The sequence below is a fragment of the Bacillus sp. FSL R5-0431 genome (assembly GCF_038002985.1).
Classification (GTDB): Bacteria; Bacillota; Bacilli; order Bacillales; family Bacillaceae; genus Bacillus.
The window spans coordinates 1961483-1973856 of sequence record NZ_JBBOOG010000001.1 but is presented as its reverse complement, the minus strand read 5'-3'; the positions used below and the strand labels follow the sequence as shown (position 1 = coordinate 1973856).

The 12374-nt window shown below is 41.1% G+C and carries 16 protein-coding genes; 11 read left to right on the top strand and 5 right to left on the bottom strand.

Annotated elements, in window-relative coordinates; all coding sequences use genetic code 11:
* Positions 1-11: 11 nt before the first annotated feature.
* From MKZ03_RS09835 to MKZ03_RS09810, 6 genes are all read left to right on the top strand, one after another.
* A complete protein-coding gene (locus MKZ03_RS09835; RefSeq protein WP_008344594.1) occupies positions 12-182 on the top strand; it encodes a YpmA family protein in 171 nt (56 codons plus the stop codon).
* Between the two features lie 12 nt (positions 183-194).
* Entirely contained in the window at positions 195-680 is a 486-nt protein-coding gene (gene tseB / locus MKZ03_RS09830) for a cell wall elongation/penicillin-binding protein regulator TseB (RefSeq protein ID WP_060596725.1), read from the top strand.
* 115 nt (positions 681-795) lie between these two features.
* On the top strand, positions 796-2088 hold the full coding sequence (gene asnS, locus MKZ03_RS09825) for an asparagine--tRNA ligase (protein WP_095285348.1): 1293 nt from the start codon (positions 796-798) through the stop codon (positions 2086-2088).
* Positions 2089-2186: 98 nt separating this feature from the next.
* On the top strand, positions 2187-2891 hold the full coding sequence (locus tag MKZ03_RS09820) for a DnaD domain-containing protein (RefSeq protein WP_034661036.1): 705 nt from the start codon (positions 2187-2189) through the stop codon (positions 2889-2891).
* A gap of 17 nt (positions 2892-2908) precedes the next feature.
* Complete coding sequence (gene nth, locus MKZ03_RS09815; RefSeq protein ID WP_034661035.1) at positions 2909-3571, top strand: endonuclease III; 663 nt, start codon at positions 2909-2911, stop codon at positions 3569-3571.
* Positions 3568-4077 carry a YpoC family protein gene (locus MKZ03_RS09810; RefSeq protein WP_334749499.1) on the top strand — a complete coding sequence of 170 codons (510 nt, stop codon included), beginning with the start codon at positions 3568-3570 and terminating at the stop codon, positions 4075-4077. The genes nth and MKZ03_RS09810 overlap by 4 nt, the downstream gene beginning before the upstream one ends.
* Before the next feature lie 35 nt (positions 4078-4112).
* Here the strand turns inward: MKZ03_RS09810 and MKZ03_RS09805 are convergent, their stop codons facing one another.
* Positions 4113-6821, bottom strand: coding sequence for a PBP1A family penicillin-binding protein (locus MKZ03_RS09805; RefSeq protein ID WP_341031693.1), 2709 nt, complete (start codon positions 6819-6821; stop codon positions 4113-4115).
* A 43-nt stretch (positions 6822-6864) separates the two neighbouring features.
* Positions 6865-7476 (bottom strand): Holliday junction resolvase RecU, encoded by a 612-nt coding sequence (gene recU, locus MKZ03_RS09800; protein WP_060596723.1) that lies wholly within the window; start codon positions 7474-7476, stop codon positions 6865-6867.
* A 46-nt stretch (positions 7477-7522) separates the two neighbouring features.
* Here recU and MKZ03_RS09795 point away from each other — a divergent pair, with 46 nt between their 5' ends.
* Complete coding sequence (locus tag MKZ03_RS09795) at positions 7523-8479, top strand: DUF2515 domain-containing protein (RefSeq protein ID WP_340973189.1); 957 nt, start codon at positions 7523-7525, stop codon at positions 8477-8479.
* Positions 8480-8501: 22 nt separating this feature from the next.
* Here MKZ03_RS09795 and sspM read toward each other — a convergent pair whose 3' ends face one another.
* A complete protein-coding gene (gene sspM / locus MKZ03_RS09790; RefSeq protein WP_012010346.1) occupies positions 8502-8606 on the bottom strand; it encodes an acid-soluble spore protein SspM in 105 nt (34 codons plus the stop codon).
* Positions 8607-8802: 196 nt separating this feature from the next.
* On the opposite strand from sspM, the gene MKZ03_RS09785 reads away from it, so the two are divergent.
* From MKZ03_RS09785 to MKZ03_RS09775, 3 genes are all read left to right on the top strand, one after another.
* On the top strand, positions 8803-9036 hold the full coding sequence (locus MKZ03_RS09785; protein ID WP_341031689.1) for a DUF5446 family protein: 234 nt from the start codon (positions 8803-8805) through the stop codon (positions 9034-9036).
* 58 nt (positions 9037-9094) lie between these two features.
* On the top strand, positions 9095-9466 hold the full coding sequence (locus tag MKZ03_RS09780; RefSeq protein ID WP_340973187.1) for a YppE family protein: 372 nt from the start codon (positions 9095-9097) through the stop codon (positions 9464-9466).
* Between the two features lie 107 nt (positions 9467-9573).
* Positions 9574-10026: a YppG family protein gene (locus tag MKZ03_RS09775; RefSeq protein ID WP_060596720.1), complete on the top strand. Its 453-nt coding sequence runs from the start codon at positions 9574-9576 to the stop codon at positions 10024-10026.
* A 20-nt stretch (positions 10027-10046) separates the two neighbouring features.
* On the opposite strand, the gene MKZ03_RS09770 is transcribed toward MKZ03_RS09775, so the two are convergent.
* Entirely contained in the window at positions 10047-10466 is a 420-nt protein-coding gene (locus MKZ03_RS09770; protein WP_341031686.1) for an Hsp20/alpha crystallin family protein, read from the bottom strand.
* Positions 10467-10633: 167 nt separating this feature from the next.
* On the opposite strand from MKZ03_RS09770, the gene MKZ03_RS09765 reads away from it, so the two are divergent.
* Positions 10634-11140 carry a PTS sugar transporter subunit IIA gene (locus tag MKZ03_RS09765; RefSeq protein ID WP_060596718.1) on the top strand — a complete coding sequence of 169 codons (507 nt, stop codon included), beginning with the start codon at positions 10634-10636 and terminating at the stop codon, positions 11138-11140.
* Positions 11141-11194: 54 nt separating this feature from the next.
* Here the strand turns inward: MKZ03_RS09765 and MKZ03_RS09760 are convergent, their stop codons facing one another.
* Positions 11195-12313 (bottom strand): NADH-dependent flavin oxidoreductase, encoded by a 1119-nt coding sequence (locus MKZ03_RS09760; RefSeq protein ID WP_334750280.1) that lies wholly within the window; start codon positions 12311-12313, stop codon positions 11195-11197.
* Positions 12314-12374 lie beyond the last annotated feature (61 nt).

Below are 12374 nucleotides of genomic sequence, written 5' to 3'. Positions count from 1 at the left end.
AGGAATTAGAAGTGGAAAGTAAAATAGAGGTACTTTCAACTGTTCAAATTAAGCATTCAGAGGACCTGTATAAAATTGTTGACTTATTGAACAGAACGCTTAAAAGAGAAGATCTCATGTTTGGATTAGCATTAGATCAAGAAGATCAAAATCAAGCGATATTTACGATATATCGCACATAGGGGAAGCTTGACATGAAAAAAATAGTCTGGATCATTTCATCCGTTGTGGCTCTCGTTTTGCTCATTGGCATCATCAGTTTTACGTGGATTTATCAGATTGCCATGGGACAAAAAGAACAAGGTCATGAGGCGGCGATTGAACGAGCAAAAAAACAAGCAAACATCGTACAAGTGGAGCAAGTGGAAACCTTTGTCGGGAAAGAAAAACAATTTATTGTTGAAGGAAAAAACAAACAAAATGAAACAACCTATGTTTGGGTACCTGCCAGCAATAAAGAAAAAGTGATCGCAAAAAAAGCAAAAGAAGGCATTACCTCAAATCAAGCAGTACAAGCCGTTCAAAAGGAGAACACTGTATCTAAGCTAAAGGACGTTCAATTAGCAAGAGAAGGTGACGTACTCCTTTGGGAAGTGACGTACTTAAATGAGAACAATCAATACAGCTTCAGCTATGTCGACTTCTCGACAGGACACGTGGAAAAAAATGTAACGCCATAGTTTCTCCTGTCTTGCGTTGACCATGCTGAATTAGAACGGTTATAATAAAATGTATGAAAAAAGATTCACACCTGTTGAAAAGGTGAGTTTCTTTCTGGCTTTGGAGGGAATTATGTTGAAAACAACGATTAATCAAGTGTTCAAACATGTCGATGAAGATGTAACCATCGGCGCATGGATTGCCAATAAACGTTCAAGCGGTAAAATTGCATTCTTGCAGCTGCGTGACGGGACAGGCTTTATTCAAGGAGTCGTAGTAAAAGCAGAAGTGGAAGAGGAAGTCTTTAAGCTTGCGAAATCAGTCACTCAAGAAACATCTGTCTATGTGACAGGACAAGTGACAAAAGACGAGCGTTCACCTCTTGGTTTTGAATTGCAAGTGAAATCCATTGAAGTGATTCACGAAGCAACTGACTATCCAATTACACCAAAAGAGCATGGAACAGAATTCTTAATGGATCACCGTCATTTATGGCTTCGTTCTAAAAAGCAGCATGCCATTATGAAAATTCGTAACGAAATTATTCGTGCTACATATGAATTCTTCCATCAAGAAGGTTTCGTGAAAGTAGATCCGCCAATTTTAACTGGAAGTGCACCTGAGGGCACAACGGAGCTGTTTGCGACGAAATATTTTGATGAAGATGCGTACCTTTCTCAAAGTGGACAGCTTTACATGGAAGCTGCGGCAATGGCACTCGGAAAAGTATTCTCATTTGGCCCAACATTTAGAGCTGAAAAATCTAAAACAAAACGTCATTTAATTGAGTTTTGGATGATCGAGCCTGAGATGGCTTTTGTCGAATTTAATGAAAACCTTGAGTATCAAGAACATTATGTGACTCATGTTGTTCAAAGTGTACTTGAAAACTGTAAAGTTGAACTGCATACACTTGGCCGTGATACAGCAAAATTAGAAAACATCAAAGCACCATTCCCGCGCATCACTTACGATGAAGCGATTAAATTCTTGCAGGAAAAAGGCTTTGACGATATTGAATGGGGAGATGACTTCGGTGCGCCTCACGAAACAGCGATCGCTGAAAGCTACGATAAACCAGTGTTTATCACTCATTACCCAACATCATTAAAACCATTTTACATGCAGCCTGCACCGGATCGTGATGATGTCGTCCTTTGTGCAGACTTGATTGCACCAGAAGGCTACGGAGAGATCATTGGCGGTTCTGAGCGTGTGCATGATCTAGAGCTGCTTGAAGCAAGATTGAAAGAACATGGGCTAGATCAAGAAACTTACAAATGGTACACAGAATTAAGACAATATGGTTCTGTACCGCATTCAGGTTTTGGTCTTGGACTTGAACGTACAGTTGCTTGGATTAGTGGAGCGCCGCATGTGCGTGAAACCATTCCTTTCCCAAGATTATTAAACCGTTTATATCCTTAAGACATGAAAGCCTCCAACATATGGAGGCTTTTTCAAACGTTTTTTGAAGGGGCACGTGAAATAAAACGTGATATACTTAAAGTGAAGAGGTGTATCCGATGAATAGGCAGCAATTTATAAATATGCAGCAAATGGGTTCGACCAGTTTGCCTAATTTGCTGATTGCTCATTATGAGCAGTTAGGACTGAATGAATCACAAATGATGGTGATGCTTAAGATTAAAATGAATGAAGAACAAGGTGTTTTCTTTCAAACATTTGAAGAGCTGTCCCATGGCATGACCATTTCAGCTGAAGAATGTGCGTATATGGTTCAGCATTTAATTCAAAAGGGATTTATTTCGATTCAGCCGTTTGAGGACGGGTCTGGTATTCAGCATGACCGATACTCAGTTGAGCCTTTATGGGGCGTACTGTATGACTTTTTAGAAGCAAAACAAGCGAAGGAAGGTCAAAAACTTCATGTGCAGGCTGAAAAGTCTTTATATGCTCTATTTGAAGATGAATTTGGCAGACCGCTGTCTCCTCTTGAAGGAGAAACACTCTCGATCTGGATGGATCAAGACCATCATGATGCTGAAATGATTCGCCTAGCGTTAAGAGAAGCGGTTTTATCAGGAAAATTAAATTTCCGTTATATCGACCGAATTCTGTTTGAGTGGAAAAAGAAAGGGCTGAAAACAGCGGAAGAAGCAAAAGAGCATAGCCAGCATTTCCGTTCTCAGCAAAAAGCGCCACCTTCAAAAGAAGAGACGTCAACATATAAACGACAAGTTCCTTTTTATAATTGGCTGGAACAATAACCAATAAAGGAGAAGTCATGTTATCAAAAAAACAAATCAATGAATGTTTAGATATTATAGGAGATATGTTTCCAGAGGCTGAGTGTGAGCTTGTTCATTCCAATCCATTTGAACTTGTGATCGCTGTGGCACTCTCTGCGCAGTGTACAGACGTGCTTGTCAACAAAGTCACCAAAACGTTATTTCAAAAATATCAAACACCAGAAGACTATTTAAGTGTACCGCTTGAAGAATTGCAGCAAGATATTCGTTCGATTGGCCTTTATCGAAATAAAGCCAAAAACATTCAAAAGTTGAGCAAAATGCTGATTGAAGAATATGGCGGTGAAGTGCCAAAGGATCGGGACGAGCTTGTGAAGCTTCCTGGGGTGGGCCGGAAAACAGCAAATGTCGTCGTATCTGTCGCTTTTGGAGTGCCAGCCATTGCTGTCGATACACACGTAGAACGAGTCAGCAAGCGTCTTGGGATTTGCCGGTGGAAGGATTCTGTTCTTGAAGTAGAGCAAACCTTAATGAAAAAGGTGCCAGAAGAAGATTGGTCTGTGACGCATCACCGCCTAATCTTTTTTGGCAGATATCACTGCAAGGCGCAGCGGCCGCAGTGCGAGTCTTGTCCGCTTCTTGATATGTGTAGAGAAGGGCAGAAGAGGCTGAAAAAAGGATTGGTGAAGCTGGCATGAGCGGGGCAGCTGTTTTTACCTCATATGTCGAAAAGCTAAAAGGGAAAAAGGTAGAGATGAAAGGCGATCGAGTAGACATACTTAGAGATAATCCACTCGCATATGATCTATCATCAGATCTTTTAACAGATGAGCTTCCATGGCAGAAAACAGAAGAGTTTGTTCCTGTGATGTTTGAACTGTGGAATGAATTAAAAGAAAAAATGCTTCCTCGTTTTCAAACAAGAAAGTCCCGGTGTGAAGAAGACGATATGCTGCAAGGTATTGTCAGTATGATTGCGATGTTTTACTGGATCAAAGGGGAGAGACTTCAAACGCTTGAATGGGAACATATCAAGCAAGAGACATTTCCTGTAGCTCCAATTAATTGGACAGAACGTTTAGAGTTCATTTTGCTAAAACCAACTCAATATCATTGCTTTATTCAACTGGACGAGCTATACACGGAACTAAAAAAGCAGTATGGAAAACATGAAGCACTTAAAAAGATCAGACAAAACCGTTAAAAAAAGCACTTGCCATATGGGCAAGTGCTTTTTCATTATTCATTTTCTTTTCGACTAGGAGAATTTGATTGCGAATTTGAGCTTTGAGAGTTTGTTTTCGCATCATCTTTCTTTTTATCTTTATTGTCAGTTTGTGAGTTCCCATTTGTACTGTCTGAGCCATCATCGGAAGAACCATTATTTCCATTTTCCGTATTTCCGCCTTGATCCTGATCCTTATCCTTATCTTGATCTTTTTTATCATCTGGCTTTTGCTCGTCAGTGCCTGGGGGTTGATTTTTGTTATCGTCAGTCTGGTCTGTCTGCTCGTCGTCAGGCTGCTGCGGTTCTTCTTCTTCTTTGTTCTCATCATCTGCTTTTTCTTCCTCATCTTCATCATCCTTGATGGTGAGGAAGGTAGAAGCTGCTTTACTTGTGACATCCTCTACAGTGGCTGTTACTTGGAATTTATAAGTAGAGCCAGGCTTCACATCAGAGATGACCGCTTCTTTAGCAGAACTGTTTTGAATCTCTTTATAGCCGCCGTTATCAACCGCTTGTTTCACATTAAATGTAGCATCTGCGTCGTTATCATAGCCCCAAGACAGTGTGATGGATTTTTTCTCTTCATCATACACCGCTTTTAAGCCAGAAGGCTTATCGGCTTCTTTTTTCTCATATGTGTCAGACACTTTTGTCGGAACAGTTCCTTTTACAAAGTATTCTGTTGTCTTCTTCTCACTTGGTGTATTTGGTCCGGCTAATCTTGCTGGATCTGATCCTTTTTCAACCGTAGCTTCCAAGACACTGTCTGGTTTTTCAAATGAGCCGCTTCCATCATCAATTTGAGAAATTAATCGCTGGAAGACGATTTTGGCAACGCGCTGCTCGTAATCTGTGAGCCACATTTTGCCGTCCGCATCTTTTGAATTACCGATTCCGGTCCAAACGGCTGCTGTATATTGCGGCGTATAACCAACAAACCACGAATCTTTCGCACCGCCAGAAGGGATATTGTATTTATTCATATCATCTTGTGTAAAGTTGGTTGTACCTGTTTTACCAGCTACTTGAACGTTCGGTACTTGTGCAAGTGTACCTGTTCCAGATTGTACAGCTGTTTTCAGCATATCAGTGATCATAAATGCTGTGTAATCACTCATTGCCGCTTTAGAATCTGGCGTAAGGTCAAGCTTTGTTCCGTCATTAAACTCAACAGACGTGACAGCATGCGGTTCATTATAGTATCCGTTATTACCGAATGCACTAAATGCTCCAGCCATCTTCAGGGAGGAGACACCATCGTCAAAACCACCGATTGAGTATGACTCTGGAATGTCAGACGGTAAGTCCAAACCTAAGTTATTGGCGAATTGAACGGCATTGTCTGTGCCAGCTTCTTGGAAAGCTTTTAAGGCAGGGATGTTTCGTGATTGTGCCAAAGCACTTCTCATCGACATTTTCCCTAAATGTCTTCTGTCAAAGTTATTAATCGGTGTACCGTCTGAGTACGTATACGGTGCATCATCAATTTGCTGATATGTTGACCATTTTTTGTTTTCAATGACAGGACCGTAATCTAAGATTGGTTTGATTGTAGATCCTGGCTGGCGTTTTGCATCAGTTGCATAGTTAAAGCCGCCGGCTGGTACATCACGTCCACCGCCAATGGCGCGAATTTCACCATTTTTCGTATCAAGCAATGTCACACCAGCCTGCATGCCTTTCGTAAATCCAGCTGCATCTCCATTAATGATATCATCTAGGTGATCCTGTGCTTTTCGATCAAGTGATGTATAGATTTTTAGTCCATCGGTTGATACATCCACTTTGGCTTTTTTCTGTACTTCTTCCATGACTTCTTCAATATAAGCAGAGTACTTACTTGAGTTTTGGCTCTTATATTTATCAGCTGAAACAACGGTCTTGCTGACAGGGGTTGCTTTTGCAACGTCATAGTCTTTTTCTGAAATGTAGCCTTGTTTTTTCATGAGGCTTAAAACGATATTACGGCGTTTTTCCGCTGCTTCAGGATGTTTCACTGGGTTATAGGCAGAAGGACTTTGCGGCATACCTGCAAGTGTGGCAGCCTGTGCAACGGTTAGTTTATTTAAATCTGTAACGCCGAAGAATTGTTCAGCCGCTTTCCCAACACCGTAAGCATAAGGTGAGAAGAAGATGCGGTTTAAATACATTTCTAAAATTTCATCTTTAGAGTATTTTTGCTCAAGCTGAATCGAGAGCCATACTTCCTGTACTTTACGTTTTAACGTTTTTTGATTGTTAAGTAGAGAGTTTTTCACAACTTGCTGTGTAATCGTACTTCCACCTTCAGCTCCAAAGCCGTCCTCGACGTTTGCGACAAGGGCACCGCCGATACGGATTGGATCAATCCCGTGGTGTTTATAAAAACGTGCATCTTCAGTTGCAATAAATGCTTCTTTTACCACATCGGGTATATCTTTAATCGAGACATACGTTCTTTTTTCCGCACCAACTTCTGCAAACACTTTCTTGTCTTTGTCATAAAGCTTTGAAGAATACGGTGTTTTGAGCTTACTATCATCAATAGAAGGAGCGCTTGATGCAAAAACGGCAAAAGTTGTGATTCCGGCAACTACACAAAGAAGACCGATCACGAGTAAAGATAAAAATATTTTTTTAAATAGACCTGCTTTCTTTTTGCCTTTTTTGTTCTTTTGCTTCTTATTGTTTTCTTGACTTGCTTTACGTCGCTGTTCACGACTTGTAAATTGATCAGACATCACATCTCAACCTTTCGTGTTAAACCTTTTTCGAACGTCATTGCTACTCACTTTCATCCGAAAAATGAAGTGTCTCCACTACTTTAATATAATCAATTCTTGGCGAATATCCAAGTGTCATTAAGTGGCCAGCTTCCATTAATTCGTCTTTGCTAATAGATTTCCGGCCGTTTTGCTGCTGCCGCTCCCAGAAGAAAAAGAGATCTGAAGCGGACAAATAATAAACGGAGCCAAATGCGGATATAATAACGAAACAAATACCGCCTTGCTTTTCTACCTGTTTCATATGCTCAATTTGATGATCGTGAAAATTTTTGAGTGGAAACGAGGTGGTGCTTTTGGTTTCCTTTGCTTCAAAATCGATATAGCGCCCTTTGTACACTCCATTATAGTCTGTTGTGGATGATTGTTTAAAATAGGCTTCTTTGATAACAGCAGCGCTTCTTTTTGGATAATCCACATTCACAATTTGAACGGGGGTAGGCTTTTTATGAATGACTGCGATCCCGTTGACCAAATAGTACTGGTTGGTTTCATTTAAGTCAGCCTCAAGCGTCATCCCGCGGTTACTATAAGAGGATTCGCCGCTGATTCTTTTTTTTGTCCCAATTTGTTGAATGGGCTGATACGATTTTCCGTTTGGATACCGAATCATCAAGTTTCAGCCTCCTTTTAATGCATTTTGTATTGGAGAGATTACTATGTTGTCACAAGAAGAGCACATCATCACTCAGTATATATTGCGTGAAACGAAAGCGAAAAATAAAGACAACCTGACGAGGACAAATGCTTACAAACGCTTTTATGACCGCCATCCAGAGATGAAATGGTCGCTGCTTGCTTCCTTTGTCTCGAGAAATGCTGGATGGTCTATGACGGATCTAAAGGGCGAGCTCTTTCATCCAGGTTTAACAGATCAGCAGGGGCACCTTTTTTTCACAGCATATGAAAGAGCGAATTGGCTGATCTTTTCGGATGCTTACCCTCAGCTTCTTTTGTATGAATGGTCTAAGCGGTGCAGCAAACCCTTGTTCCATCTGCTTCCATATTTTTCTGTTTCTCGTTTTATGAGCACTGAGTGGGAACGTTTTTGGCTAAAGCGTGACACAGAGCGCCTGCTTTATGCACTCATCATAAATGAACAATATACTATACAATCTCCTATTATACAAAATCCTCTTCTGAAAAAGAATGTTTTTCACTCGATTCAATATCTGTTCAGCGAGTGGGGACATTTTCAAACCGTTGTTTTTCCAACGGTGGACGGGCATTTGTACGGGTTAACCATACGGAAGTTTTCCCGCGTAAAGGAGCGTATTACATTAGGAAAAAAACTAGCGAAACTATTATTTCGAGCCGATTTATTTTCGGATTTTTATCATTTTTTGCATACTGTTCCGCATACCGGATCACGGTTTGATTTTGAGCCGTTTTTAGGGATCGCTAGGAGGTCAACACCTTTTCTTCGAACAGTTTATCCGGTGATGACACATTCATTAGACGATCAAAGGGACGATTGGTTTCAAAAGAAATTGAGCCCATCCTTATTTGATGCAGAGACGTTACCAAAACAAATTGAGCTGACCGACTGGTATTTTCATAAAAAAAGACAGCTTCGTTTTCTTTTCTCATTAGAGCACTATTTTTTGCATAAATAAAAAGCAGGGGGTACCTGCTTTTTTACGTGGATGGTCGATTAGGACCGCCGAGCTTTTTATCAAGCTGATCTGTACTGTTTTCTTTCCCTTTTGGCTTTTGCTCTTTTGGTGCTGGCTGCTTTTTCATGAAATCTACCTCCTTTGTCCTTAGAATTTACACAATCGGACGCAATCATACAAAGAAGGACAAGCATATGTCGAAAAGGAAGAAATAGCGCTCATCTACACTTAGATTGGCGATTTGCTTCTAGTTTTGTCATGTGTGAAGGAGGGTGTGAAAGAAAAGAGAATGTAACGAGAGACGATAAAGGAGGAATCTGATGATGAGCGAATTTGTATCAAAAGAATCCATTATGCAGTTATTAGAGGAAATCGAGCGGAAAATTGATGCGGTGGAAGAAGAACTGTCTCTTGCTGTGAACCAAACAAAACGTGCAGCCATAGAGGAGCAAGAACAAATGATAGACCGGCTTGAATCAGAAGTAAAGGACTGTGAAGTGAAGATTCACGCGGCTGAGTATAAACTGGCGGTAAGACCGGCATATCACACCGGATAGCTTTTCTATTTGAGCAATAAGTAAACGTTTGATAGGATGGTTCATAGAGGTGAACATTTTGGATAATCAAACATTACTTGAACATACACAAGAGCTGAGAATATGGATCGAAGAGGCGTATGAGCAGTACCAAAAGGGAAAGGCTGAAGAGGAATACCCCGTATATGATTTTCACACGGACATTCAGCCGGCCGTTGAGACATTTGATCAGAAAATGGAAGAGTGGCTCACTGCTGCGATCTCGTTTATTCATCTGGTCAAACCTAGATATTTACACCAAGAACAGCTTGAAGCCGTCAAAGAAAATGGAAAAGAGGTTGTCCTGCAATCTTATTTTGGCAAACAGCATGCACCCCGTGTGAAAAATTTAGTTGAGTCAGTGATTTACACACTGAACCTTTTAATAGAAGAAATCAACAAGCGCAGCTGAAGACATATGCTGCGTTTTTCTTATGGCTGCTTTAGGCACATCTTCTGTTCTTGATCATAATATATGAGTGACATCACTATGTGTTGAGAGCGAGAGGAGCGAGATATATGATCCCTTATTCAAACCAGCAGCCTTATGAATTCAATCCATTCAATCGAGGGCCTTTTCCGTATCCAGATATGCAGCAGCAGCCTCCGCAGCCTCCAGAATATTTTATGCCGCCACATCAAGGTGGAATGAGCCAGGCACCATCTGCTGTCTATCAGCCGCCTTATGGATACCAAGAAAATGTGCCGCCTTTTCATCCGCCTGAAGCGATCAATCAACCCCAGATGCCGCCACCAGGCATGATGCCCATGCAGCAGCCTATGAACCCTTATCCTTTGCCAAGACCGCAAAAACAGCAATCATCTCAATTTAAAAGTGTACTGTCACAATTCAAAAAAACGAATGGACAATACGACTTTAACAAAATGTTTGATACAGCTGGGCAAATGATGAGTACGATGAATCAAGTAGGCTCATTAGCGAAAGGATTTACAAGCATTTTTAAAGCATAGTTAAAACCCAATAGATGGACCTATTGGGTAGTTTGCTTTGGTGCCGTCACACGAAGCGTTTGATCTTTCCACACGCTCTTCATGTTCGTTTCATCTATTTTTGCCGGCATTAAAATGGTCTTGGTAAAGCTCGAATACGAGGAAGTTGTATCTGTTTTGATTGTTTCCTGCACGGATAAGTGTAAATATTGGGCTTTTACTTCTAGTGCGATATCCCCTTCCACAAAATGGTCGGGAAATTGGATCTCGATATACACAAACTGCTCATCCTCTGTCACATCGGTCGTAATCGATGCAAGTGAATGTGATGTGGTCATGAGCGCCTCCGCACTATTTAATATCTCGTGAAACGGGGAGGATGCGAAAAATTGTTCAATCGCTTCATAGAGAATATCTTCATTTGCCAGCAATTCATGGTTCTTTTCGCCTTCATGTTTCATTTGAATCACCTCTCATCTACAGCCTATGCAGAAAGGGCTCAGGCGGTTATCAATTGATGAGAGGAAAAAATTATGATTAAATAGTGTTGAATGTAGCAAGGTGTATGAGCGCAGCGTTTCATACGCGGAATAGAACTAGAAGCAAAGCTTGAAGGGAGCAATTGACATTGCTGAAAAAATTATTCGGTTTCGGAAAAAACCAAGATGATGTAAAGGAAGAAATCATTTATTCTCCAGCTGATGGAGAGTTAATGGATATGACGGATGTACCAGACCCTGTTTTTTCTCAAAAGATGATGGGAGACGGCGTAGCAGTAAAACCAAAAAGTGGCACGATTGTGTCACCAGTAGAGGGTGAAATCATCCAGCTCTTCCATACAAAACATGCAATTGGCATTCGAACACTCTCAGGGCTTGAGCTTCTGATTCATATCGGGCTTGAAACAGTGGGATTAAATGGTGAAGGATTTGAAGCGCACATAAAAGAAGGGGATAAAGTGAAGATCGGTGACCCTCTCATTACGTGTGATTTAGAACTGATTGAAGAGAAAGCGGCAAGTACAGTGACTCCGATTGTCATTATGAATGGTGACTTGATCGAGCATCTTGATAAAGAACCAAAGGGACCTGTAGAAAAACAGACTTCTAAGCTTTTTACCGTTAAACTAAAATAATCAGGAATCACAAAAAAACTACCCAATCGTATGAGGGTAGTTTTTTTGATGACATTAATCTTCCATCGGAACCCAGCCTTGACTCGCTTCCATGACAGACCACAATCCTTCTGGAATCAAATACTTATCTTTTTGGCTGCGTTTAATGACAGTTTCAATCTCGCTTTCTCTGCCTTCTTTAATCTTCTTTGCCCAATCTGGGTCGACGATCAGCTCTCGTGCGACAGCGATAAGTGGAATTCCTTGATTATAAGCACCTAGTGCATCTTCGGCTGTAATGACGCTGCCCACACCGATGAGCGGAAGGGTATCGCCGCAGCGTTCTTTTAGCAGCTCCATACGTGTCTTATGAGTATCTGCACCACGTCTTGCTTTAGAGTCAATCTCCATTAAAGAGATATGCAAATAATCGAGGTTTTTTGTTTTGAGAACATCCACTAAGGTAAACGTCTCTGTCATTGTTAAACCAGGTGTTTCTGGTTCTTCTGGGGATAATCGATATCCAAAGATAAACGGTTTTGTTGCATGCTTTTCGATTGCCTCTTTGACTGCATCCACAATAGCGATAGGGAAGGCTAGACGCTTTTCTTCATTTCCTCCCCACTGATCTGTCCGCTGATTGCTATGCGGAGAGTAAAATTGCTGTAATAGATAACCATTTGCACCGTGGATTTCCACGCCGTCAAACCCTGCTTGAACCGCTCGTCTTGCCGCTTCTTTAAAAGAGTCAATGATATGGACAATTTCCTCTTCTTTTAAAGCGCGTGCAATCTGCTTTCCATCTTTAAACACATCACTTGGCGCAACCACATCACCGTTTGGAACTAAGTGAGGGAGAGCCTGAGAGCCGCCGTGATGAATTTGAATGATGGCTTTTGTTCCCTTTGCCTGAATCGCAGAAGCAAGTTTTTTCAGGCCAGGTATATCTTCATCTCTTGCAATAGAAGGCTGTCCTTCAAATGCCTTACCATCTGGAGTCACGTTTGCACATGCTGTGATCACCATGCCCATATCACTAGATCTAGCTGTAATGAAATCAATTTCCTCTTTAGAAATGGTGCCATCCTCGTGAGAACCGAAGTGTGTCATTGGCGCAACGACTAACCGGCCATCAATAGACGCACCTCCTGGAAACGTAAATGGTTCAAATAAAGGCTTAAATTCGTTTTTCACTCTCATCATCTTCTTCCTTGATAAAATCATTTCACTATAGAAGTGTAATAGATACTGTTAC

Coding starts and splice junctions, on each gene's coding strand:
- tseB (WP_060596725.1), top strand. CDS start 195: ATGAAAAAAATAGTCTGGATCATTTCATCCGTTGTGGCTCTCGTTTTG.
- MKZ03_RS09820 (WP_034661036.1), top strand. CDS start 2,187: ATGAATAGGCAGCAATTTATAAATATGCAGCAAATGGGTTCGACCAGT.
- nth (WP_034661035.1), top strand. CDS start 2,909: ATGTTATCAAAAAAACAAATCAATGAATGTTTAGATATTATAGGAGAT.
- MKZ03_RS09810 (WP_334749499.1), top strand. CDS start 3,568: ATGAGCGGGGCAGCTGTTTTTACCTCATATGTCGAAAAGCTAAAAGGG.
- MKZ03_RS09805 (WP_341031693.1), bottom strand. CDS start 6,821: ATGTCTGATCAATTTACAAGTCGTGAACAGCGACGTAAAGCAAGTCAA.
- recU (WP_060596723.1), bottom strand. CDS start 7,476: ATGATTCGGTATCCAAACGGAAAATCGTATCAGCCCATTCAACAAATT.
- MKZ03_RS09795 (WP_340973189.1), top strand. CDS start 7,523: ATGTTGTCACAAGAAGAGCACATCATCACTCAGTATATATTGCGTGAA.
- sspM (WP_012010346.1), bottom strand. CDS start 8,606: ATGAAAAAGCAGCCAGCACCAAAAGAGCAAAAGCCAAAAGGGAAAGAA.
- MKZ03_RS09785 (WP_341031689.1), top strand. CDS start 8,803: ATGAGCGAATTTGTATCAAAAGAATCCATTATGCAGTTATTAGAGGAA.
- MKZ03_RS09775 (WP_060596720.1), top strand. CDS start 9,574: ATGATCCCTTATTCAAACCAGCAGCCTTATGAATTCAATCCATTCAAT.
- MKZ03_RS09770 (WP_341031686.1), bottom strand. CDS start 10,466: ATGAAACATGAAGGCGAAAAGAACCATGAATTGCTGGCAAATGAAGAT.